Source organism: Chthoniobacterales bacterium, from assembly GCA_035274845.1.
Classification (GTDB): domain Bacteria; phylum Verrucomicrobiota; class Verrucomicrobiia; order Chthoniobacterales; family UBA10450; genus AV80.
The window spans coordinates 18,921-43,387 of the sequence record DATENU010000013.1 but is presented as its reverse complement, the minus strand read 5'-3'; the positions used below and the strand labels follow the sequence as shown (position 1 = coordinate 43,387).

General features: G+C 56.4%; 17 protein-coding genes and 1 tRNA gene. 6 read left to right on the top strand and 12 right to left on the bottom strand.

Going from position 1 to position 24,467, the window contains the following annotated elements; all coding sequences use genetic code 11:
• Positions 1-18 precede the first annotated feature (18 nt).
• The 5 genes from VJU77_09250 to VJU77_09230 are packed head-to-tail and all read right to left on the bottom strand — an operon-like array spanning position 19 to position 5,321.
• A complete protein-coding gene (locus VJU77_09250; GenBank protein HKP03530.1) occupies positions 19-849 on the bottom strand; it encodes an SDR family oxidoreductase in 831 nt (276 codons plus the stop codon).
• Positions 846-1,655, bottom strand: coding sequence for a methyltransferase domain-containing protein (locus tag VJU77_09245; GenBank protein HKP03529.1), 810 nt, complete (start codon positions 1,653-1,655; stop codon positions 846-848). The genes VJU77_09250 and VJU77_09245 overlap by 4 nt, the downstream gene beginning before the upstream one ends.
• On the bottom strand, positions 1,652-2,185 hold the full coding sequence (gene rfbC / locus VJU77_09240; GenBank protein HKP03528.1) for a dTDP-4-dehydrorhamnose 3,5-epimerase: 534 nt from the start codon (positions 2,183-2,185) through the stop codon (positions 1,652-1,654). The genes VJU77_09245 and rfbC overlap by 4 nt, the downstream gene beginning before the upstream one ends.
• Positions 2,182-3,945, bottom strand: a complete 1,764-nt coding sequence (locus VJU77_09235; GenBank protein HKP03527.1) for a hypothetical protein — start codon at positions 3,943-3,945, stop codon at positions 2,182-2,184. Before VJU77_09235 ends, rfbC begins: the two co-directional genes overlap by 4 nt.
• Before the next feature lie 2 nt (positions 3,946-3,947).
• A complete protein-coding gene (locus tag VJU77_09230; protein HKP03526.1) occupies positions 3,948-5,321 on the bottom strand; it encodes a hypothetical protein in 1,374 nt (457 codons plus the stop codon).
• A 264-nt stretch (positions 5,322-5,585) separates the two neighbouring features.
• Here VJU77_09230 and VJU77_09225 point away from each other — a divergent pair, with 264 nt between their 5' ends.
• The 6 genes from VJU77_09225 (at position 5,586) to VJU77_09200 (ending at position 15,889) form a co-directional block, all read left to right on the top strand.
• Positions 5,586-7,280: a class I SAM-dependent methyltransferase gene (locus VJU77_09225; protein HKP03525.1), complete on the top strand. Its 1,695-nt coding sequence runs from the start codon at positions 5,586-5,588 to the stop codon at positions 7,278-7,280.
• Complete coding sequence (locus VJU77_09220; protein HKP03524.1) at positions 7,273-9,927, top strand: glycosyltransferase; 2,655 nt, start codon at positions 7,273-7,275, stop codon at positions 9,925-9,927. The genes VJU77_09225 and VJU77_09220 overlap by 8 nt, the downstream gene beginning before the upstream one ends.
• Complete coding sequence (locus VJU77_09215) at positions 9,924-10,361, top strand: hypothetical protein (GenBank protein HKP03523.1); 438 nt, start codon at positions 9,924-9,926, stop codon at positions 10,359-10,361. The genes VJU77_09220 and VJU77_09215 overlap by 4 nt, the downstream gene beginning before the upstream one ends.
• A 219-nt stretch (positions 10,362-10,580) precedes the next feature.
• Positions 10,581-11,993, top strand: coding sequence for an MBOAT family protein (locus VJU77_09210; GenBank protein HKP03522.1), 1,413 nt, complete (start codon positions 10,581-10,583; stop codon positions 11,991-11,993).
• A gap of 5 nt (positions 11,994-11,998) precedes the next feature.
• On the top strand, positions 11,999-13,132 hold the full coding sequence (locus tag VJU77_09205; protein HKP03521.1) for a hypothetical protein: 1,134 nt from the start codon (positions 11,999-12,001) through the stop codon (positions 13,130-13,132).
• Positions 13,133-14,017: 885 nt separating this feature from the next.
• Positions 14,018-15,889 (top strand): hypothetical protein, encoded by a 1,872-nt coding sequence (locus VJU77_09200; protein ID HKP03520.1) that lies wholly within the window; start codon positions 14,018-14,020, stop codon positions 15,887-15,889.
• A gap of 86 nt (positions 15,890-15,975) precedes the next feature.
• Here the strand turns inward: VJU77_09200 and VJU77_09195 are convergent, their stop codons facing one another.
• The 7 genes from VJU77_09195 to VJU77_09165 all read right to left on the bottom strand — a co-directional run bounded on the left by VJU77_09195 (position 15,976) and on the right by VJU77_09165 (position 24,444).
• On the bottom strand, positions 15,976-16,557 hold the full coding sequence (locus tag VJU77_09195; GenBank protein HKP03519.1) for a methyltransferase domain-containing protein: 582 nt from the start codon (positions 16,555-16,557) through the stop codon (positions 15,976-15,978).
• A 210-nt stretch (positions 16,558-16,767) separates the two neighbouring features.
• Complete coding sequence (locus VJU77_09190) at positions 16,768-17,493, bottom strand: transaldolase (protein HKP03518.1); 726 nt, start codon at positions 17,491-17,493, stop codon at positions 16,768-16,770.
• Positions 17,494-17,652: 159 nt separating this feature from the next.
• Complete coding sequence (locus tag VJU77_09185) at positions 17,653-19,137, bottom strand: hypothetical protein (GenBank protein HKP03517.1); 1,485 nt, start codon at positions 19,135-19,137, stop codon at positions 17,653-17,655.
• A gap of 133 nt (positions 19,138-19,270) precedes the next feature.
• Complete coding sequence (locus VJU77_09180; protein ID HKP03516.1) at positions 19,271-21,586, bottom strand: carbohydrate binding domain-containing protein; 2,316 nt, start codon at positions 21,584-21,586, stop codon at positions 19,271-19,273.
• An 84-nt stretch (positions 21,587-21,670) separates the two neighbouring features.
• The gene (gene cysC, locus VJU77_09175) at positions 21,671-23,515 is read right to left on the bottom strand and encodes an adenylyl-sulfate kinase (GenBank protein ID HKP03515.1); all 1,845 of its coding nucleotides are present in this window, start codon (positions 23,513-23,515) and stop codon (positions 21,671-21,673) included.
• Positions 23,512-24,324: a sulfate adenylyltransferase subunit CysD gene (gene cysD / locus VJU77_09170; GenBank protein HKP03514.1), complete on the bottom strand. Its 813-nt coding sequence runs from the start codon at positions 24,322-24,324 to the stop codon at positions 23,512-23,514. The genes cysC and cysD overlap by 4 nt, the downstream gene beginning before the upstream one ends.
• Positions 24,325-24,371: 47 nt before the next feature.
• Positions 24,372-24,444 (bottom strand) — tRNA-Thr (locus VJU77_09165).
• Between the last annotated feature and the right edge of the window lie 23 nt (positions 24,445-24,467).

Here is a 24,467-nt window from a genome sequence, read left to right as displayed (position 1 = left end):
TCGGCCGACTTGCGGGGATTAACTCGGATGGAGTGTCTTTCCGGCGTGGGCTTTGTAGGCCTCGATAACCTGGGGCAAATCTTGAAGCACAGATGAAGGTTGAAACTCAAACTCGGATCGCATCCGATCGATACTGATCCTCGGAGAGTTTACCTTGCCAACCGCGGGGTCGAAAGTAATGCGGCAGTTTGTTATCTCGCTGATCTTTTCGATCACTTGCCGGTTCGCAAAGTTCGTCCCGCTGGCCAGATTATAAAGAGTCTGTTTGCCCTCCAGGACAATACGAAGGAGGCCGTCCACCACATCGTGAATGCTGATGTAATCCCTTTCCGAGTCAGGTGAGGAATGAACGGTAAGATGTTGTTTGGACATGGCGTCTCGAATGATCGAGGAGAGAAAATTCTCGGAAGCGAAGTCCGGTCCGTAGACGTTGGAAATCCGAACGACCTTCACGTGCCGGCCGGACGCCAGCGCGACTGCTTCGCCCATCAATTTCGAGATGGCATAGAGATCGTCAGAATTGGCACTTTCGACTATCAGCGGATCGCCTTCCCGCGCGATGCCGTCCTGATTGCGATAAACTCGCGTCGAAGAGAGGTAGACGAGCGATCGAAATTCGCAGTCCTTGAGGATATGCAGGAGGTGGCAAACGTGGGCCTCCACCGTCGCGAGCGGTTGAGAGCGGAAATCTGCCGTCAATCCGACGCAATAGATGACGTCCCCCAGATCAGTGCCGGCGAGTTCCTGAGCCCTGTCTGGCGCGACGTAAGTGAGATTCTTCTCGGCTAGCCTCCGCGTAAGAGCAGAGCCAATGAACCCAGATCCGCCCAGAAGTGTGATCAGGCTCATTTCCACGCGTGCACAACCGATCGGTATCGAACCACCTTGCCCGGATCGGTCTCTGTCTCGGTTGCCGCCGGCGGACCAACCACAGACTCCACGCGCCTGAAACCCGCCGCCCGGCACAGGCCGGCGAGGGCCTTCTCGTTGGGCGCCCACCAATTGGAAACATCCGCATTCAATTCATTGGACTCAAAGAATTCGCACAACGCGTGGTGTTCGAATCCTCGAAATGAGGCGGCCTCCGTCTCGATAATAGCCAGTTCCTTGGTCACGGTAGCGACGCGTCTCATCGCGCCGAGCGGGTTCTCCATATGATAGAGGGATCCAAAATAGAAAACGACATCGAACGTACCTAACCCCGCCACGTCCATTTCCATGAAATCGGCGACCATCCCCTCGACTTTGCTGCCCAGGGCGCGGTGTGCGGTATCGAACCCCGCCTTGCCGGGCATCTCATCCGGCTTGTAGTAGGGCATGGTGTGATAGGGCTGCGGCACGACGCCGCGCTCCCTGCATTCCTTCCAATAATTGTGATGAGGGAGGGGATCCATCGCCCACATGTAATGATCCAGGGCAACGACCCGGGCTGCGCCTCGTCGTTCCGCTTCAAAAGCAAAAAACCCGTCCCAGGTGTTGATATCGAGCACGGTTTTGCGACGCAGATCCGGCAGGCGGAAGCTCTCGACTTCATGTTCCAGGTGAGAGAGCGATTTCCAGCCTTTGGTCACCACTCCTTCTCCGAAATCAATGGAGTGAAACCAGGATGGAACGCTTCGGGCCATCGCTTCGAGTTCTGCTTTGGCAAAGGTCATGCCAGATCCAAATCAGGATAGGACCTGTCCCTCTCGGCCATGATACTTACCGCCTGGGGCCAGGAGATGTTAAACGCGGGATCGTTCCAGCGAACACCCATGGCGGCTTCCGGAGCGTAGGCATGGGACATGTGATAACAAAGTTCGGCTTCATCTTCCAAAGTTTGAAAGCCGTGCGCAAACTCCTTTGGAATGTATAACATGAGCCGATTCGCGGCGGATAGCTCGATTCCGACCCACTGTTTGAAAGTCGGAGAATCCTTCCGGAGATCGATGATAACATCGTAGATGGCGCCCATGGTGCAGCGCACGATTTTGATCTGGCCGTGCGGCGACGCCTGATAATGCATTCCGCGAAGCGTGCCCTTCCTCTTATTGAACGAGATGGCGCTCTCCGCCAGCGGCGCCTCCAGGCCGTGCGCGGCTAACTCGCCCGGGGACCAACCGTGGGCGAAAAAACCGCGCTCGTCCTCGAATCTCTCCGGCTCCATGACGAACGCGCCTTTTAGCTTTGTTTCACTGAAGATCATAACGTAGCCGGCTCCAGCGGAGTGCTTGCTTCCGTTAGGATCAAAAACCTGTGCAGCATGATACCGAGCAATCGAATGTCGCCGGACAGCCCTAATTTCCGCGGCGAGGCGGGTTCGTCGATCGTGAGTTTGACTGAGAATGCCTTGTTGCAAGTCACCTCGACGGGGATCACTGCCTCCCGCCACGAGCCATGGATCAAATCCGGTTGCGCGACGCTGAAATTCCATTCTGCGATATCAAAGTCTTCGGCCCTGACGTGGACAGTAATCTCCGGATGCTCCTTCAGGACGAACGCCGTAAGATTCATCCTGAGCCGAAGCGGTCCCGCGGGCCGCTGTGCAAGACGAAAATGCAATTCGACGCTCGGCGCATTGGACCACACCCCCTGTCCAAGCTCCGTGTAGGCCCACCCTGAACCAAGGTAGCGGCGCGCACTAAACTCCACCGCAAAATCAATGAGCTCTCCCACCGAATAAACATTAAGCGGCGGCGGGATTATTCCGTAAACATCGCGGGGGTTCACCGGGCGCGGTGTCATCGCGAGAAATGAGCGAACCCGTTGCAGCGTCACCGCGTCCGAATTGTGCCGTTCCAGGGTTTTCTTCGCCTCTTCGGCCATCGTTCTGTATTGCTGCGGTTGTTGCGTAGCTACGCGGTAACTCTCCTTAAATGCGTTTGAAAGCGATTCAAAATCGATGCGATGACTGAGGGCACGATAGGCCCCGCGAGGATCCTGCGGCCAGGCTGCCGGTTCCAGGCTGGATGCTACCAGGAAGGCGTTGGCCGTTGAAAGATAATCGATCATGGCAGTATGGCGCGGCGCCACGGCCGGCTTGCCGAGCGACATTGATTCCATCAGCGGAATGCATTGCCCTTCTCCCTCGGAGGTGTTGACCCCATAGGTTGTCGCCAAAAGGAGATTACCGTAATCCTCGTCGCTCAAATATCCGCCAATCAAAACGACCCGGCACTTAAACGGGCGCAGCCGGGAAAGGTATGCCATCATGTTGCGCACGGGAATCTCGGCATCGTGATGGCTTAGCTTCAGAACAAGAGTGGCGTCTTCGACCTGTCGAAAAGTCCAGCAAAATCCGGAGAGCAAATCGAAACAATTCTTTCGCTCGTCATCGGGATTCAGAACGGCGCTATAGATCACACCGTCGAGCTGAAGGGAGACCGGATTGGAAACGTCCCCTTCATTCGTGGAATCCGAAGCGGCGGCTCGTGTGTCCACGACGCGAGTGTGAAAGCGCAGGTCGCTTCGACCGGGCCCGGCGGGTGTCACCGATTTTGCGCGGAGAGAATCCAGCCGGCCGAAAACGGGAGCCGGAATGGGTGCGACCGGGAAATCAGGCCCCATCGCCGAGCGAACGGCATTGGCGCTAAAGCTCGAAAGAGTAATCGCCCGGCCGAATTTATTAAGCGCGAAACGCCAGTCCTGGTGCCGTTCCCCGGACCAGGTCTCGCTGGGGATCGTATCGTACTCCCAGGCGATCACCGGAACGGTCGGACAAGCGAGGTCCAGAGGGATTCGGTGCGGCGGCGAGAAGGAGAAGAATATGCACTCTTCACCTTCCTCGACCGCGCGCCGATGGATCGCGTCGACCTCCCTCACCGCGTCAGTCACGGTGACGACCCGGCCCAGTTGCTCCAGGACTGGAAGAAACGCTGTCAGGACAAAGTAGTAACTGTATTCCGACTTGCCCAAATTGCGTTCGATGAGCGCGCTAGTCGTCCCTGAATAGACGATGATGACCATAACTAACCCCGCCCCGCGACTTGTTCGGTCGCGGAATGACGGCCATGCGAAGGGCCGGCCGATGAGACTGCGTTCGGCGCAAAGAAGCGCCGAAGCTGTTCGGTAATACTCGCCGGCGAAGCGTATTCCCGCATTCTCTCCCGCGCCCGTTCGGACATCTCCCGATAACCCGCCGGGTTGATCCTGGCCAGCTCATAGCTTTGCCGGTATGCCTCCCGAAGCGATTCCCAGTCCAGCCGGAAAGACATCGTGCAGAGCCTCTCGAGCGGATCGTTGGGCCAGCTCGTTATTTGACGGCTTGCGCGCAGCAGGAAGGCAACGTCGTGATCGACATAGTCTGACATCGCGGTGTGAGCCGGAGCAATCGCCGGCTTCCCGCAGGACATGAATTCCATCAACGGCAGACAAACCCCCTCCGCGCTCGACGTGTTGACGTAGTAAGTGGTAGCCCGAATTAGCTTCTCGTACTCGATCGCCGGCAAAAAACCGGGAATGACACAGACCCGGCATTTGAAGGGGGACAACTGGTGAAGAATGGGAGTCAGCCTGGTGGAAAAGCTTTGCCAGCTGGGATGGCCCACCTTTAGCACCAGGGTCGCGTCCGGAATTTCTCGAAATGCCCAGCAAAACCCCGTCACCAGATCGGACACATTCTTCGTCCGATCGTTTGGATTCAATACCGCCGTGTAAACCACGCTAGCCGCGTCAAGCCGCACCCGCGTCTCACGCGCCGACGTGAACTCAGGGAAATGCCTGCCAGTGGCGAGTGGCGATTCTTCGATTGCTCCCGAAGCGACGTTCGCCGGCCGCGTGGCCGGGGCCAGCAGATCAGCCTGCAAATTCATCACCGCCGTGTCGAGAGTTGTCTCTCCGGATTCAATGTCCAGGCCGATACTCGCCGACTCCTTTGTCGGGTCATCAATCTTCCGAGCGGGGAGGGGCGGCGGAACAGCGCTGATTTGGAAATCTCGATCCATTGCTTCCGCGATGACGCGCGCCGAATAACGCGAAAGCGCGATGGCACGGCCCAGCTTGGCGAGCGCAACACGCCATTCGTTGCGCGAGCCTTCATCCAGCGAAGCGTCCGGGAATGTGCTGAACTCCCAGGCAACCACCGGCACGGTCGGGCACTTGAGATCGAGCGGTATCTTCCCGGCCGGCGCGAAGGGCAGGAAAACGCAAGGCTCACCGCGCGCCCGGCAATCTTCAAAAATCGCGTCGACCTCCAGTTCTGGCTGCCGCACGACCTGAACCGTCCCAAGGTCGGCCAGCACATGCTGAAACGCCTTTAGGATAAAGTAATAGCTGTATCCGGGCTCGCCGAGGTGGCTTTGAATCACCTCTTCGTTGAACTGGGAGTACAAAATAAATTTCACGTTTGTTACGGTCCCAGGCAGGAGCCCTTTGGCGGACCGGGCCACACTTCCTTTCTGGCCGACCACAACGAAGCCCGGCGTCGGCGAAGCGTAGCCGCGGCCAAAAACTGGTCAACCTGGAAGCGTCCCAGCCCATTGGCACCCGCGGAGTCGCATCCGGCGAAAGGGCGGTTCTCAGTCGATCCGGGTCGCCAGGGCGCCTTCGACTTGGGATGGGACGCGTCGAATCGCTAATTCGCTGTTGCTTTGTAGCGATAAATAGCTATGAACGGCGATATGTGGAAGCCGCCGTTCCGCGTGAAGCCCTACGCTAACGCCAAGTATAAATTCCTCGTCCGAGGGAAAATCGATGGAAAATGGAAGCGTAGCTATTTTGTCACCGAAGCTGAAGCTATCGCCTTCGCGGAGCAGCAAAACGCCGCCGCTCAGGCGCAGACTGGCCCGGATTTCAAAAAAAATGGCGCCCCGGCGCCGACCCCGCTGGTCTCGCCCGAGCGCCATCCCAGGCTCCAACCACCACGGACCCTGGATTTCACGGAGCTGGTTACCCCGGTCTATCTCGGACCGCGTATCGAGCGCTATCTGGGCGATTCCTGGTGTATGCATCTCCCGTTTGCCTACGATTTGATGCGCGAGCTTGCCCCGAAAGTGTTCGTCGAGCTTGGCGTGAAACAGGGCGAGTCGTATTTCGCGTTTTGCCAGTCAGCCGCCGAGAACAAGATCAGCGTTCGATGTTATGGCATCGATTCATGGCGGGGAGATATCCAGACGGGAAACCTCGATCCCGAGATCGAGCATGAGGTGGCGGAGTATAACTGGCGTTATTCAAGTTTCTCTGAGCTGAAGGTAATGCTCTTTGCCGAGGCGCTCGGCGAATTCGCTGATGGCAGCATCGATCTTCTCCACATCGATGGCACCCATACCTACAACGATGTCAAAACGGATTTCGAATCCTGGCTCCCCAAATTATCCCCCCATGGTGTCATCCTTTTTCATGACGTCGTGGTCCGCGACGGAGGCTTCGGCGTTTGGAAGGTGTGGGAAGAAATCGTCGGCGAACGTAATTCGTTCTTGTTTGAGTTCGGTCACGGCCTTGGGGTCTGGAAGAAAGAGCCCGTGACAGAGAGCAGTCCCGCGTTGCTCCGCAAACTGATGGGCGCAGGCGAGGCCGAAAGACGCGATATGAATCGGTTCTACGCGGACGCCGCGGCCGCGCTCGCGCTTTGGCACGATTTGCTGGGGCAGCCGGCCACCGGCGCCGACATGCCGCGGCTGCGGCAAGCGGGCGAATCCAAAGAAGGCCAAATTGCGAACCTAAAGCGAGAGGTCCAGGCAAAGGCCGACCGGATTGCCCAGTTGCAAAGCGCGATTGAGACCAAGTCGGCGGAGGTGGCGGCGCTTCCTCAGCAGATCGAGAAAGGGCTAGAGCACGTTGCGCAACTTAATCATGAGATCACAACGTTGCAGCGCGAAAACGACCAACAAGCGCGGCTCATCGATACTCTCAAAGCCCAGCTGGAACAGAAGGATGATCGACTGGCACGAGCCTCCAAGGACTTGCTGGATGCGGAATGGGAAGCCCTGACGTTGCGTGGGACGGCCCTGCGCAAAGCCGACTCGGTCGACCCCGCGATCTCTCAGACTCTGGAATTACAGAACCGGGCGGAACTGGCCGAAAGCGACCGCGATCACTTGCGCGAAATGGTGGTCGGCCTCCAAAGAGATCTCGAACAGGCCGAACTCTCTTCGCAAAGAGATCTCGAGCAATTGCGGCAAGCCAGCCTGGAAGAATTAAGGTCCGCGCAAGATCAGTTGACGAAGTCGACAAAGGAACTGCGGCTCTATCAAAAACAGTTGGACCGGCTTCGGAGGGACACTGCGGGAAAGCTGATTCTTCCCTTCGGACGATCACAAAGAAAACTTCAGCAATTAATGGCCGTCCCCCGCGCCCATGATTGATCCAGCGAAATGCCGCGTCTGCATTGATCAGCCGCATCCGTTGTTTGCCACTCACGGCGGCATTCACTTTTCCGGCTGGTGCTTCGACGAATCGACGAACGTTGCGCCCCTGGTCCGGCTCACAGTGGAGGATCGATCCTATCTTTGTACCTCCCGGATGCCCCGCCCGGATGTGGGCGCCACATTCCCGGATTTTCCTCAGGCTGCGGATTGCGGATTCGCGCTCAAGAGCTGGATGCCACCCGGTTATCGGAAAGCCTATTTGGAAGTCAGCCCTGATGGAAAAGCGTGGACCCGCCTGGCAAGTCTGCCGTTGTGCGCCGAAATAGCGCCCTTGATTGCTCGCATCGATTTTCCCGTGAGCGATACCGTTGATGAAAATCCCGTCACCGTGTCCGGCTGGGCCCTTCACCCGCAGGAGGCCATCGAGCAACTCTCTATTCAGGCAGGAGGCAATTCCTTTGCCTGCTATTACGGTAAACCGCGCCTCGATCTGGCTGCTATTTTCCCCGAGCTGCCCAATAGCAAACAATCCGGCTTTCATTGTCAGCTCAGGATTCCGCTGGATAAGACCCCTCTCAAAATCAAGGCGCGGTTGAAATCCGGCCGCATTGTCGTTCACCCGCTCGACAAGCAAATCACGGTGAGAAACCGGCCGGCTACGGCCTTCCTACGGACCCTGGATGAACGTCGTGCGTCCCTTTTGGCGTTTCCATCTTACGAAAAACCGAAGGTCTCCGTTTTGATCCCGGTTTACGAGCAGATCGAGGTGACTCTGGCCTGCCTCAAGTCCATCACCTCCCAAACCGGGGAGTGCAGCTACGAGGTCGTAATCGTCGATGATAACTCGTCGAAATTGACCGCTCGATGTCTTCAGAACGTTAAGGGTGTGCACATTATCCGCCACCAAACAAATCGCGGGTTCCTGCGCAGCTGCAACGAAGCCGCCGCGGCTGCCCGGGGAGAATACCTCCTCTTCCTGAACAACGACACCGAAGTAACGGCAGGATGGCTGTCGGCCCTGCTAAGAGTGTTCGAACGACGTCCGGACGCCGGGTTAGCCGGGGCCAAGCTCGTTTATCCCGACGGCCGTCTTCAGGAAGCGGGAGGAATCATTTGGCGTGATGCTTCCGGCGTAAACTACGGAAAGGGCGATCACGCCGACAAGCCGGAGTACAACTACCTGCGCGAAGTCGATTATTGCTCCGGAGCCTGCATCCTGATTCCCAAGGCCCTTTTCCACCAGCTCGGTAGTTTCGATCCGATCTATGCTCCGGCCTACTATGAGGACACCGATCTCGCCTTCAAGATCCGCGCCGCGGGACGCAAGGTCTATTACCAGCCCCTGGCGAAAATCATCCACCACGAAGGTCAGACCAGCGGAACGAGCACCGAGAGTGGAGTAAAAAGCTATCAACCGATCAACCAGAAGAAATTCCGGAAGAAATGGGCTTCGGCGCTGGCGCAACAATTCGAAGGGCATTCGGAAGATCTCGCCGATGCTAAAGAACGCTCGGTCACTAGACGCGCCTTTGTCGTGGACGCCCGCGTTCTCTGCCCGGACCAGGACTCCGGCTCGGTGCGAATGCTCAAGTTATTGACCATCCTGCAGGACCTCGGTTTTCACGTGACCTTCGCCCCTTATAATGCCCAGCATCTTTCGCCCTACACGGAGCGGATGCAGGAGTTGGGCATCGAATGTCTTTACGACCCGTTCTTTGTGAACTTCGAGGCGTTCTTCGCGCAACGAAAACAGGCCTTTGATGTCATCATTTTGTCCCGCGCCGAAACCGCGGCCAAGGTCATGCCGGCTTGTCGAACCTACGCGCCTTCCACGCCGATTATCTTCGACACTGTTGACCTGCATTTTGTCCGCCAGCAGCGCGAAGCCGAGCTAACGGGCGACAAGACAGTCCATGAAGTAGCAGGAGAAACGCAGCTCATGGAGTTGAAGCTCGCGGCGGAATGCGATGCCGTCCTGGTGGTGAGTCCGGATGAAAAGGAAATCCTGGCCGAAAGGCTGCCTCGGCAGCGAATCGAGATCGTTTCGAATATCCATGAGACGAAGGCAACCATTCCGCCCTACCATGCTCGCCGGGATTTCCTGTTCATCGGTGGTTTCGAGCACACGCCCAACGTGGATGCCATGCTTTGGTTCGTCGGCCGAATCATGCCCCTGATACGGAAGCAGCTGCCGCAAGCAATATTTCACATTGTGGGCAGCAAAATGCCAGAGGCGGTTCGCACCTTGGCCTGCGATGACGTTCTTGCCCACGGCTACGTTGAGAATGTGGATGCGTTTTTCGAGACCTGCCTTCTTTCGGTCGCTCCGTTGCGCTGGGGCGCGGGGGTCAAAGGCAAGATCAATCAGAGCATGAGTTTTGGAGTCCCGGTCGTCTCAACCACGATCGGGGTGGAAGGAATGCACCTGACTCATGGCGAAAACGTCCTGGTGGCGGACACGGCGGCAGATTTTGCAAAGGAAGTCGTCCGGCTTCATCGCGATGCCCAACTCTGGGAACGGCTGTCGAAAAACGGAATAAAGAACGTCGAGCAATACTTCTCGCTTGCGGCGGCCAGACGTAACTTGGCAGAATTACTCACTGAATTGGGCGTGCTTCGCCCCAAGATGGAAACCAACCAATGATCGGGCCAAAAATGGATCGGATAAAAAAATGGGGACGGTTTTCCCCGCTTGCCATCCTGGCAGCTTGTTACCTGGCTGTCATGGGATGCGAACGACCCACCGCGACATCGACCCAGGAATCCTCGCCCACGCCTGCAAATACTTGGGCTAAGGCGGTTCTACGCGCGGACCCGAATCCTGTGCCGGCTGGAACTGGAGTGGGAACCACGACGATTAGTTGGGATACAGGAAGTGCCGCCGAGGCCGATGTTTACCTCGTGAGTGGGGACAAGGAAATAATATTTGGACGGGGCGCAAAAATCTCCCAGCCCGCCGCCTGGATTCAACCTGGATCGACAGAGTTTCGCATGTATTCCCGGCCGGATCACAAACTTGTGGCGGAATTAACCGTCAGCAGACCACAGTTAACGGTTTCCTCGACTCCGGCGCCGTAAGTCTTGAACAACTCAATTTCGCCTTCAGGGATACAGGAACCCGAAGCCCTTCTCTAAATACCCAATCCTCTCGGAGATACTTAGCCGAATTCTGCGCTGGCTGACCTCAATTCCCAAGGAATCATAATCACCTGGCGTGGGATCAAAACAGTCGGCACATCTTCCGTAGAGGAACTTTCCTGCAGGGCGAGCGAATCGCAGAACCGATATCTATAAGCCGTGCTGTTTAATTCTCCCGAGTTCGTCTTTGCTTTTCTTCCCGCATTTCTCCTCTTGTATTTTGTCAGTCCTGGCAGGAGCAAGAATGCGATCCTCTTTTTCGCCAGCCTTTTCTTTTACTTCACCACTTCCGGCGAACTCACGGCCGTCCTCGCTCTTTCGGTAATATTTAATTACTATCTCGCCCTAAGCATCAATAAACTATCAGGGCGACGAAGAACTCTTTTGCTCTGGATAGGTGTCGCGATCAACATCGCTCCGCTTCTCTATTATAAATATTCGAGGTTTTTCCTGGCGACCCTGGCCGACATCTTCTCGGCTCTTGGGTCAAAAGCGGCGCTACCCGAAGTGAATCCAATTCTGCCAATCGGAATTTCGTTTTTCACCTTTCAAGCAATTTCTTATATCGCGGATGTATACATGGCGCGGGTGAAGCCGGCCAGGAACTTGATTGATTTTGGGATGTATCATTCCTGTTTCCCTCAGTTGATAGCCGGTCCCATTGTGCGTTACGAGGAGATCGAAAGCCAGGTCCACCTGCGCAAAATTCGGCTCGATGACATTTATAATGGTGTTTGCCAGTTCTGCTTTGGTTTGGGGAAGAAAGTCGTGTTTGCGGACAACATGGGTTTTATCGCTGATAGAGTTTTCAAAGTCGCGCCGAACGCCCTCGATACTCCCGAGGCATGGCTTGGCGTAGCTGCGTACACGTTGCAGATATACTTCGACTTTTCCGGGTATTCGGACATGGCGATAGGGCTCGGGCGCGTCCTGGGTTTTTGGTACCCGGAAAACTTCGATCAGCCGTATCGCTCGCACAGCGTGACGGAGTTCTGGCGCCGGTGGCACATGACCCTTTCGCGGTGGTTTAAAGACTACGTATACATTCCACTTGGGGGAAACCGTGGAGGGACAGCCCGAACATTATTCAATCTCTTCGCGGTCTTTTTTCTCTGCGGATTATGGCATGGAGCGGCTTATACGTTCGTCGTCTGGGGTCTTTACCATGGCGGGCTACTGGTTGCGGAGAGACTGGCTAAATCGTGGGTGAAACTGGCGATCCCGTCCTGGGCAGGCAGGATTTACACGCTTTTGGCCATCATGGTGGGCTGGGTCTTCTTCCGATCGGAAGGCCTTACCGCCGCGACGGCGTACCTTCGAGCAATGTTTACCTTTCGGGACATGAAGATAGCGACTCCCCTTATCGTATCCACCATGACAGCCGATAAGGTCACCTATTTCATCCTGGCGGTATCATTTTGTTTCATACCCTACCGATCGCTCACCGGCTTTCGAGCCAGTCGGTATTTTTTCCCTCCGCTGGCCGCGATGGCCTCCCTGGTTGTCGTCGTCCTTGCTATTATTGTGATGTCGGTAAACGGGTTTAACCCCTTTATTTATTTCCGCTTCTAAGACCTATGAACCGGGGCCGTGAAATCGAAAAATGCGCGGTTGTTTCCATTTTCTTCTTCCTGTTATTGCTGCCGGGCCTGCAGATGGTCACTGGTTTTCCCCGAGTGCCATTGCTCGACGAGAATCGCAACCGCGAACGCCCACCATATCTTTCCGAAATCACAAAACCAGTCGCATTGCTCGCGCAGGCCCAGAAATGGTTTGCGGATCACTACGGCTACCGGGATTGGTTGATTCGCGCAAAAACCCAAATTGATTACTCGGTCTTTGGTGTTTCGGACAAGGTTTACATCGGGAAGGAAGGATGGCTTTATCACCGAAATATTATGGACAACGAAGAGCCAGCGGAGGAGGCCATGACCGACCAGCAGCTCGACGAGATTATTGCGCAGTTTGTTCTCCTGCGGGATTTTCTAAAATCACGGGGGGTCAGGTTGATCGTACTTACAAACGAGATGAAAGACCGCTTCTACCCGGAATATCTCCCGCGCGCCGCACGGTTGCACCTCCCGCGTCACCGGTTTGAGGACTTCAAGGGCAAACTCCGCCAGGTTAGCGGGATAACCTACATCGACTCGACAAAGATACTGGAGCCGCTGAAAAGTAAGCGACGTATTTTCCACAAAACGGATTTGCACTGGAACGATCCAGCGGCCGCCGAGGTAGCCGAGACGCTAGTCAATAGCGTCGCCGTTCTCGAGGGAAGAGAGGTCCCTTTTTGGCGGTATCCGTTAAATATCAAGATCCTGAAGATGAGCGGAGGGGAAGCCAGGTTTCTGCCGCTTTTTTATCCGCCTACCGAGCAGGCACTCGCTATTGATCCAAACCCTGCTGAAGGAAGCTATGAATTTGTTCAACCCGAGGCTCCGTATTTCAAAGAAATAATCCGCAAAACAGGTCAAAATAACGAGACATTACCGGCAATCATGCTCTACGGGGATTCGTTCATGGATGGGACGCTGCGAGCGGGATTACTTGGTCGTTTCGATACGGTGTATCGGATGCAGCTCCCGATGCGTGACGTTTGGGCGCAAGTGCCCTCTGACGTCCGATATTTCATCTATCAATTTATCGAAATACGCTTGCCTACCGGACTGGTCAGGGAACTCGAATTGCCTGCTCAGGCCGAGTGGCAGTAAATGTTTCCGATCCCCTGGGAACTCACCAGAGTTGTAGCGCCCCTATACCGCCACGACTAACCGCTCCTTGGCCGAGCCTAACGCGCTGAGGTTTGCGCAAGTGCAACGGGAGGTATCATTCGAAGAACTTTCTTGCCCCCCGGGAATTCGCGTTCTTTAATGCGATATGTCTACAGAAAAAAGACAATCGTTACGAAGGATGGTTCGGTCGGCGCTTGCAATTTGTCTTATTCTCGCAGGGCTTTCCGTCGTGAGTTGCGACCGCGCGGCCACCGACGGGACCACCGGTCCGGCCCGGAACTCAGGGGCAGAAATTTTGGCGCCTGGCGTGGTGTTTTCCGCCGATCCTAACCCGGTTCCCCCTACCGATCCAAAAGGCAGAACGATGATCACCTGGGACACAGGCAGTGATGCCGTGGGAGACGTATATGTTCTCGACGCTGGAAAGGAGAAGCTTTTCGCGAGCTCACCCAAGGGATCCCAAAACGCTCCATGGATTCAACCGGGGTCTAACGAATTTAGGTTGTACAGCCAATCCGACCACAAACTCCTCGCGCGGTTAAATGTGACGATGCCGGCGACATCACCCAACCCGTAAGGGTGCAATCGCGTCTAGCAGGGAGCTGCAAGACTGGAACCGCCAGATCTCGCTGAGGGCCGGCGCCATCGCAGCTGGCAACCCGCCAGTGCCCACGTCTTCGAAAGATCAGCCGCGCTGTTTGAGTCAGGTGCAGCTAACGATTCGCTCTCATGGAGTATGGATCGCGTTAGCTGTTTACCGCTTGACAGTCCGCTACCGTCTCCCTCAATAATCCCCCCGACCCCTGGCTCGATTATGATGACGTCACGTTGTTCCCGGCTGGGCGGGCTAAGGTTGCCGAAAGGATGAGCGCCGAGCTCAGTAGTATAGCGCCGAACGTACGTGCGCCTCAAGCCAGATCGATCAGAAGACATTTCCTGCTGATCCTTGGACTCGGCTCGACTGTTTGGATTCTGCTCTTGATCTTTTTCTTCCCCGGTTATCTCGATCCGTTTGTGCCGTACCATGTTGACCATTTTTCTATCCTGGGAGAAAGCGCGGATGGGTATGGCTTAATGCGTTACATTCGGTATTACCCCAGACCGATCGGATTCATAATCACTGATCTGATCGGGCGACTCGGGACCCGAGGGATGCTCGTACCGATATTTGCCCTGACTCTAGTCAACGCGGCTTTGTTGATTCGTTATGTCGAGCGTCTTACGTCTCGCGCGGTGAGTGTTTTCACTATCACTTTCTTTTTCGTTCTCGTTTTCGCTAATCCTCAGAGTTACTGGAGCGTCAAGGAGGACATACTCGCCGTCGTCTGCCTGTCCTGCGTCCTGGTTATTTTTCACCTTTGGCAGAACTATCTCCAGTCAGGCTTGGGCTGGAATGTTGTTGGTATCATCGCGCTGGCTCTTTTCTCGAGCTACATTAAGGAAACATATTTCGCGACGCTCGCGATCTTCTTTCTGGTCCAGGCGCTGGCCTTCCCTCAACGGAGAAAGACTGCTTTTGCCCTCGCTATCGCGATTGTTCTCATCGGCGGGCTCTCCCTGATTTATAACACGGGGAGATCGCCGTTCGTTAATACGCGCCACGCTTCCACTGATATTTATTTTCAGGACTGGTCTCCGATGTCGATCGGATTTGGCTATTCCCATCTGCTAAAGTTTCTCATCTTTCCTGTGCCGGCTATTCTCGTGATCGGCGCTTTGGTAGCGGTAGGGCGGAGGAGCCGGAAAGAGCTTTGGATCGGGCTTGTTTCCCTGCTGTTTGTCGTAACCACTCTATTTCCACACACGCTCTTGCCAAACCACCTGGAAGACCTATATGCCTGGTTGGGAGCATTTTTCCTTTTCACACCCGTTCTGTTGGTAGACGCAGTTATACCGAAGCGCGGGGTGCCACTGGTGCTGGCTGCAATTGGAGCTGTTGCAGTATGCGCGGCAACGATGATGGAATATACGTCGTCGATTTCGAAGGGTATGGCGAGCTGGCTGCGTAAACAGGAGCAGGCCCAACGGATCTACCTGCAGTCGTGGCCTATAATGAAAAATATCGCGGGCCCGGGTGAGCGTGAATTAGTCATTGCTCCGAGCATACCCTTCCAGCCGTTTGCGGTGCCGGGCTATATTCGCAAGTCTCTCGGGACCGATACTCACTGGACGGTAGTTCTACCAGACACATTTCGTAAGACGAACAAGCTGACGACGCAAGTGATCCACGGCTCTGACCTTGTTTCACTGGCCTATGATCACGTTTTTGTTTTTAGTCCCGACGCCAGATTGGTGGGCTCATACTCACGACGCGACGCACAAGCAATATTCGATAAAGGCGGCTTCACCCAGTTTCCGGGGCTCCGTCATGCTGACAAGGCGCCTTCGGCCCCGACAGCCCTGATCGAAGCAGCGTCCGCCGGGGTCGTCCTCCGCGCCGATCCAAATCCGCTCCCCGGTGGGACTGTGACAGGCAAAACGACGATCATCTGGGATGCAGGGCCCGGCACGTTAGGCGACGTCTATACGGGCACTTCCGGGAGCGAAAGGCTTTTCGCGAGCGCGCCTAATGGCTCCCAAGAGGCTCGCTGGATTAAGCCGGGTTCCACCGAATTTCGGTTATACAGTCACGCTGACCACAGGCTTCTCGCACAACTAATTGTGACGATGCCCTCGCCCGACGCCGCCTCAATCAAACCATCAGGGACGCCCATGCCACCGGCGAGTCCTAACTGAGCCAAGCGCGACGCCGGCTGGTCCGCACAGCACTGAAAGGCCGCGATGCCAGCCCCGATCGCGATGTCGTTCATCCAAGTCCGCTTCTACCGCGGTCTCCTCGCAGTAATGGGGAGAGACCACGGCTCTGGCCACCAGATGCCATGCGAAAAATCGGGCGTGCGATGGACGGTGATGGCTTCAAATGCCGCGTCGGCAAGGTGCTGAAGCAACGCCCCCTCTCCGAAGATGCGCATTTCCAAGGTTGCGCCCGCCCCACCGTGAAAAATCAAATCATCAAACTCTTGCACCTCGCCGGACCGGGTTACGTTCTTGAGCCGGTAACTACCATTGTCTTCGATGATGGTGAAGTCGTAGAGGTCAGGGAAATGTTCGATCGTCTCTTTCCGAGCCCCGTACGGCACGGTCAGAACGAGGAGTCCACCCGGTTTGAGCATCTTGAAAATATTTTCAAATGCCCTTCCAACAGGAGGAACAACGTGCTCGAAAACTTCGGATGAAATAACGAAATCGCTGGACTGGACAAGGGATTCCGGAATGTCGCGGCTGGCGATGTCGAGCCTGGGCTCCTTGTGGTAGTATGTGTTAGTATACCAAAATTTGTCGGCCAACCTCGCCGCGTACCCTTCCCAATCGCTCATTCCCAATCCGCTGATTTCGCGGTTCACAGGGAATTCAGGTAAGACGATATTCTGTCCAAATAGCCCCAGGGAAAGCGCCCGAATGATAGCCCGTGCTCTCGGCGTGGAACCACAACTTGCACAGGAAGCGACTTCACGTTGGAGGTGAGAGTGTGCGACCAGACACTGAGCGCCACAAATATTACAGGTGAAGCCGGACGTGTTGGGATCCGTGGCTTCTCCCATCCAGGAAACCCATTAGAGCTTAAATCCCGCTGCCACGGCATCGGCGTAAAACATCCGAACGGTGTCGAGGGAAAGCTCTCCGAGGTCCATTCCGCCCAACTTCGTCGCTTTGGCCAGAATATCGTGCGGAACCGTCACAATGTGGCAGCCACAATCGGCGGCCTGGAAAATATTTAGAACTTCGCGAACGCTCGCCCAAAGAAGCTCGGCCTGCGGGAGGTCCCGCAGCAATTCGAGCGATTTCTTCATGGCCGGAATCGGATCGACCCCGGTATCGGCGATTCGCCCGGCAAATACCGAAACGACCGCTGGAAGATCCTTCCGCAGCGCGCCGGCTACCCCTTTTACCTGCTCCTCCGTGAGGATCGCCGTGACGTTGAGCTTCACGTTCTCTTTCGCCAGCTCGCCGATGATGGGAAGAGCCGATTCGCCCTTCGTGTTGGTGATTGGAATCTTGACGTAAACATTGTCCTGCCAATCCCTGATCTTGAGGGCCTGGCGGCGCATCTCGGGAAATTCATCCGAAAATACTTCGAACGAAATCGGCTTGTCGGTCACGCTTTCCAGAACGGAACGGGCAAACGTTTCGTAATCGCTGACCCCTACTTTTCTCATCAGCGTGGGGTTGGTGGTCAACCCCTGGATGAACGGCTTGCGATAGAGGTCGATGATGCCCTCGAGATCCGCGCCGTCCGCAAAAATCTTGATCGGGAGCTTTTCCAGGATAGCCGTGCTCATCCCGTCAACTAGCGGCTTTTGAAGCCCGAACGCAAGCCGCTTTTTGGCGGTGCGCCCGCATTCGTTCCCTCGTGCACCCGGCCGCGGTCGCGGGTGCCACGATCCCGCCAAGCATCAATTCAAAGCTTGCTTCGTCCACCTTGGAAGCGAGGCCATCGGTCAGGCCTTTTCCGGGACGCCGATCTCTCGTTGCGACAGCTTACCGAGCACGCTACTAAGGCAGAGGGCGGCGCACAGGACCGTCAAAAGAGACAATGGTTGAAGATACCTGATGCTCGGTTGTTCGCTCAGGGCAACGGTGGTGGTAAATAACAAGCCGCTGTGAAACAATAAAAGCAAAGAATAGCTGACACGACCTCGGAAAAAAAAGGCAGACAAGGCGCACCAAACAGGCGCGAGCAACGCCACGAAATAATAGGGCCATGCGCCCAGGAAATAGTTTTGTAGCAGCGTTTTCGACTCTGTTATCGCGGCCGGCGTCGACCAATGGAAGTTTTTGGCCAGAAGGTCAACTTCCTCGGGCGGCAGATCGACATGTCCCAGGTCAGTCGTCGCGAAATGTTTTATCCCTTCCACGTCCCAATACCCCGCGAATGTTTTAAACGATAGCCACAGAATATCCTGGGGCCGGTGGAAGAGCGCGTTCAGGGCCGTCTGCTTCGCCACGCTTTCCTGGATCGCCGGGTTCGGTTCCATCTTGGAAAAAAGGTCGACGAGGAAGCCGTCCGCAAAACGTTGGTGGCCTCTGCGCAGAAGATCTTTCAGAGCGAACTCGTCGCCCCGCGCGATTAGCTCGGCCATCCGCGGATCGGAAGCGTCTGCGGGAGTAAGGATGGGGGCCCAGGCGCAAAGCAAATGCAGGCCGGTGGCATACAGGTAAGCTGGTTCTCGCTCGGAAAGGCGCCCGTTCGCCCGTTTGTAGCCTGTGTGCAAGACCAACATCACTAAAATACTAACGAACACGTGGATAGCACCCGTCCGCGCGACTCTCCACTGGGGCGATACCCCGCGCAGCTTCTGACGGACGAGCGCCACGGCGTCGGGCCAAAAGGCGAGAAGCGGCAACACTATCGCCGTCATTTGCACCGCCAGCAGGTAGCTCATCCGGAAACCAATCAAAATAACCCCCACCAGTTGAATGATCGCGAGATCGAGAATCTTTCGGTCACGCAGATATCGGAACGACCTTTCCAGAAGCAGGGCATACAGGAAAATGCTGATCGTTTCCGCGAGAATATAGTGCTCCCAAACGAGGTGAAGTGGGTCGATGGCGCATACAACTCCGAAACCATACGAATAGACAGCCGGGAGCCGGAAAATCGATCGACAGATTACCGAAACAATTATGGAGGCCGCAGCCCCGAGGCAAACTTGAAATAAGAGAAGCGGGGTTAGGCTTTCGGTCACCACTGCGGTTAACCGTATGACATAACCGTAAAAGTAAGAGCGATCGTCAGGAATCCAACCGGTCAAGGCGGTCCAGATGTAACTACCCGAATCCCCCATAAACATCTTCGGCGACGGGTCGGCGGCGAGGAGAATGAACTTGATAAGAAATATGGCCAAACAGAACAGCCACCACCCGCGCTCTTCGGAACGCCGCGGATTTTCCAGAGGTGTGATTTTGCCCTGGCGCGTCTCCATCGCTTAGCCTTCGAGGCTAATGGTCGGCGCGTCAATAGGGCCGTCCCACGCAGTCGAATTTCTTTTCGTGGCTTCCCAGATTCGATGGGCGAAATGACGAATCATCATCTTGAAAATGGCGTAGGCTAAAATTCTACGGGCTTGAAGATGGGTTGTGCCCGCCCATGTCGTTAAACTCGAAGCTATCCATCCAAACCCAGTCCGGTTGGTGTCCGCTGACATATATCTGGGCCCGGGTGGCACGCGGCGGAGCAGTAAAGCGCCCGAGATAGCGCCGCCAGTCGTTCGTGGCTTCGAATAACCGGATGCAGAGGTCTCGGGTTTCGTTTTTCTCGTCAAGCCACGTGACCTGGAGCCGAAATGTCTTACCCCGAGGGCCCGCTTTGGCGTGAAGCGCCAGTTCGTATGTGCGACCCGGAGTTACTTCGACGATTTGCTGGAATCCATCGCTGTCGCTTACCTCCACCGCGACTGTTCCGGATGAAACGCCGCCCTCAGGCGCTCCTACGACCGGAGCCCCGCGACGATACCAGGAAGTCGGTATTCCCCCCGACAATTCGTCGAAGCCGGGGTTGGCCAACAGATTCTTCCGTTCGACCGGGTCCGATTTGGCGGAGCTTAGGACCCGGTATACTTCGACTGCTGAGTCTCCGTAGATCGGTTCGAAGTACCGATCAAAGCCGGCCCCAGCCAGGATTTGGGCGTCAATGGTGTGTGGTTGATTGATCAGGAAGTAATCGGCACCGAGCCTTCGCAAGGTGAAGTTGAGTTTTTCGGCATCGCCCATCGCGCTTAAGACCTGAGGGTATCGACCGGGCCCGAACCAATCTCCCATGACATCGCTGTCCGAATAGTATGCACAATTGTTTGCTAGCAATGCATACATCGGACCTGGCACGACATTGGTTGCCATGACCGCGTTGTATTCGGGAAGTCTCGCCCGGATGTAGTCTGCTTCTTCCTCTTTAGTTACGGGAATGCGGCCGCGTGCCTGTATCCCCTTCCAGGCGAACTCGGCGCCAGGAAGCAGAAGAGCTAACGAAGCCAGCAAAATAGTAAGTTTACCAACGCTGGCGCGCCGATCACGAAATAGCGCATCGACCGCCCAGCAGACAGTCAAGGCAACGGCGACGCAAACCACCGGGACAATTGGGACGAGATACCGCATTACCTGCCCGATAAAAAACCAGCAGAGCAGATAGTAGATCGCAAGGACAGCGAGCCAGCGGACGACGTTGTCCCAGACGGCGCGGACCAAAATGAGTGGGGCGAGGATAACAAGGGCCGGAGAAAAAGAGCAGGTCTGCTGAAACCGATTCGGCGAGACAAGGAGAGAATACGGAAGCGTGACGAAGTCCTTGAAAGTGCGAGGAACGCCGTAGCTCTGAATGTCGTTCGCAATTCCGCGGAAGTCTTCCGAGGTCCACCACGGCCCGGTTCCGAACAGTTGCGTGAACAACGGATAAGTCGGGTTTCCCGTGTACCAGACAGAGCGCAGGAGGGTTGGCCCCCAGCCTGCGAGGAGTCCCGCAGTCACGATCCAGGCAGGAGTAACCCGGCGTTCTCGAAGCCAGAAGAACACTGCCGCGGCGACAATTATGGGCACAAAATAAAAGGCGCCTGACCAGGTGCTCTGGGCGAATCCGGTGAAAACTCCGGCGACGAACAAAAAGCCGAGCTGGCGATCGATCGCGTAAACCGACAGAGCATAGATGCCCGCGAAGCAAAACAGGGCCGCGAGGGCATGGTAACCAGCGATGTGAGAGCATTCGAGCGCCAGCGGACTGCCCATCCAAAAGGACGCCGCGACCAACCCGACGCCGGGCCCGCGCAGCCTTTTGCCCAGGGCGTAGATGGCGATCGCGACCAGGCCTGTGGCGGCAAGCGACAAAATCTGGGGACTGATGTCATCGTGGGTTGACATCAAGGCGGTAAACAGCAGATGGGCCAGGCTTGGCGCTACCTGGTAGCGGAGAAATGGCGTCGGGGCCATCCAATGCAAGCGCAGCCACTGTTTGGGCGCTACAAGATGGTAGGCGGTAACGTCATACTCCGTGGGAGGATACAGCGGAAGCAATAACACGGGAAACATCGCGAAGGCAGCCAGGGCAAGGCCAATCGCCAGTGCGATCAGTGCGGACCGCGACTGAGAGCGCGCAGCGACCCCGGTGCCGTCGAGTCTTAATGTCGGACGAAAAACTATGCCCAAGGTGGTCGCCACCAGGATGACAGCGATTATGCCCGGCGCGGTTAGCCATCCCACCAGTCCACACAACAGCACCAGGTGCGAAATCACTCCCAGCCCAAGGCTGGTGCAAATGGAAAAGCGCTCAGCGAATCCGTCGAATCGAAGGCGACGAAGAAGCGCCAGGCCGATCGGATAGGCGGCTGCGCAAAAGAGTAATACCAACAAATATCGCGAGAGAGCGAACACCGCCAGATTCGACATGATGGAGAGTATCTTAACTGTGTTCTAGGCTGATGAAGAGGCCCGCACCTGTGTTTTTCGCGTCAGTCTTATCGGGCGCCCGGACTATCTTAAACGAAGCCGGGGCAGGAGCTCACCGAGAATCTGATCCACAGATTCTTCGGCGCTCTGCTCATGGGTCCTGACCACGATTTCAGGATCGTTCGGCGACTCGTAAGGCGCGTCGATTCCCGTAAAGCCCTTCAGTTGTCCAGCTCGCGCCTTTTGGTAAAGGCCCTTCGGATCGCGTTCTTCGCAAACCGCCAGGGGCGCGTCGACAAATATTTCCACGAACTCAGCCCCGGCCTGAAGCGCAATCGCGCGCGCCCGGGCCCGATCGTTCCGATATGGCGAAATGAACGACGTGATCACGACGGTGCCGGCATCGGCCATGAGCTTGGCGACTTCGCTGACCCGCCGGATATTCTCCGCGCGATCTTCCGGCGCGAACCCGAGGTTGGCGTTCAACCCGTGGCGCAGGTTGTCGCCGTCGAGCACGTAAGTATTCATCGATAACTGAAACAGCTCTTTTTCCAGGCCGCGCGCGATCGTCGATTTCCCCGCGCCTGAAAGCCCGGTGAGCCAGACCACCGCGCCGCGATGCCGGTTGCGCTGAGCGCGTCGCTCCGCGGTGATCTCGCTTTCGCTCCAGAAAATGTTGTCGCTCTTGATCGTGCTCGACCCGGGATAAAGCGCGCCGGAGATAATGCCGCCGCCAGCCAGATGGTCGGCGTCCGCGAGGACGAATCGGCCCAGGCCTGGCACACGATCGTGATTGTCGAATACCAGCGGCGCGCGAGTTTGCAGGGTCACCTGGCCGACTTCGTTGATGCGAATCTCCGTGGACTGCGAGGCGGTCGAATCAAGTGTCGCCGCATCCATCACATTCGCGATCGCGACTACTTCGCAATCCACGCTCTGGGTCACGAGCTTCAATCGATAGCGGGCGCCGACGCGAAGCGGTTCCGGACCGATCCAAAAAACCTTCGCGTGGATTCGATTGGATTCGACGGGGGGATCGACCGGGTGCGATCCAACATGGCCGCGCTCGATGAAGATTTGATCACGCAAAGTGAGCCCAATCGATTCTCCGGCGCCCGCCGCGTCCGTTGCCGAACTGGGCCAGCGTTCGATAGTCGCTATCCGCGCGGTTTTGTGTCGTGGCGAGAAGAGCAGTTGGTCGCCCACGCGCAGGGTCCCGGACTCGATCCGGCCGGCGACGATCCGCTGGTTTCCCATCCGGTAAACGTCCTGCACCGGAAACCGCAGAGGTTGCTGCGCCGCCGATGGAACTTCATCAAAGCCTTCGATCGCTTCCAGCAACGTAGGTCCTTGGAACCACGCCAGCTTATCCTGCTTCTGCGCAATGTTCGCCCCTGCGCCCGCCGATATTGGAATGAAGCCGCGAGCGCTTAACCCCAGGCTCTTCAAAAAACCGCTAAACTCGTGTTCGATCTCCCGAAACCGCGTCTCCGCATAATTCGCCAAATCCATTTTATTGACCGCCACGATCACCTGTCGAATTCCCAACAGCCCCAACAACTGACCGTGCCGCCGACTTTGCTCGCGGGCGCCTTCGTCCGCCGCGACCACCATCACCGCCGCGTCGGCGCTCGCCGCGCCGGTGATCATATTCTTCAGGAATTCCTCATGCCCCGGCGCGTCGATGATGACATAACTGCGTTTCGCCGTACGAAAATGAATCTGCGTCGTATCGATCGTCACGTTCTGCTGCTGCTCTTCCGCCAGGGCATCGAGGACAAACGCGTATTCGAACGGACGTCCTTCGGCCACACAACTGGCCCGCAGTGCCTCGAGTTTCCCTTCCGGCAGCGAACCGGTCTCTTCCAGGATCCGGCCAATCAAAGTCGATTTGCCATGATCCACATGGCCGACGAACACGATTTTCACATGAATCCTTTTGCGCGCAGCTTTTGCATCGCGTGTGGTTCGTAATGGTCCTGGGCGCGGCCAGCCCGCTCGCTCGTGCGAGTGGCTTCGAGTTCGGCGATGATTTCTTCGATCGTCGCAGCGTTGCTCTCGATCGGATGCGTGATAGGCGTACAGCCCAACGAGCGGTAGCGCTTGCCGTCCCGCGCAAAATAAAGGGTTGGAATCGGAATTTTTTCTCGCTGGATATACCGCCAGATATCTGTCTCGGTCCAATCCAGCAATGGCTGCACCCTGACATGTTCTCCAGGCGCGTTCTTGATCGCGAATTGCCCCCAGAACTGCGGCGGCTGGTGTTTGTAATGCCATTCCGAATCAGCATCGCGCGGAGAAAAATAGCGTTCCTTGGCCCGGGTCGGATCTTCGTCCCGGCGAATCCCGGTGATGAGCGCGTCCCATTTGTGTTCGGCCAGCGCCTGTTTCAACGCCACTGTTTTCAACTCATGCGTCACGGTCACGGGGTCATGGGTCTCGTACCCGACGCCGCGCGCTCGCGCCTCCGTGTTCACCTTCACGATTACATCGATGCCGTAATGTTTGATCGCCCACTCGCGGAACGCGATCATCTCGGGAAATTCGTAGGTCGTGTCGATATGGAGAAGCAGGTACGGCACCTTGCCAAAGAACGCTTTCAGCGAGAGCCAGAGGAGAACATTGGAATCTTTCCCCATCGACCACGGCATCGCGAGATTGCGAAAGGCATGATGAGCCTCGCGCAAAATGAAAACGCTGTGGTTTTCGAGCTCGTCGAGATGGTCGGCGGCAGTCATCAGTTAGGCGGAAAGGAGACGCCGGTTTGAGCGCTTTGCAAAAACTGAGCCGGCAATCGGGCTCGAACCGATGACCTGCTGATTACAAATCAGCTGCTCTACCAACTGAGCTATGCCGGCAATAACGCGCGCAGTTTAGCGCA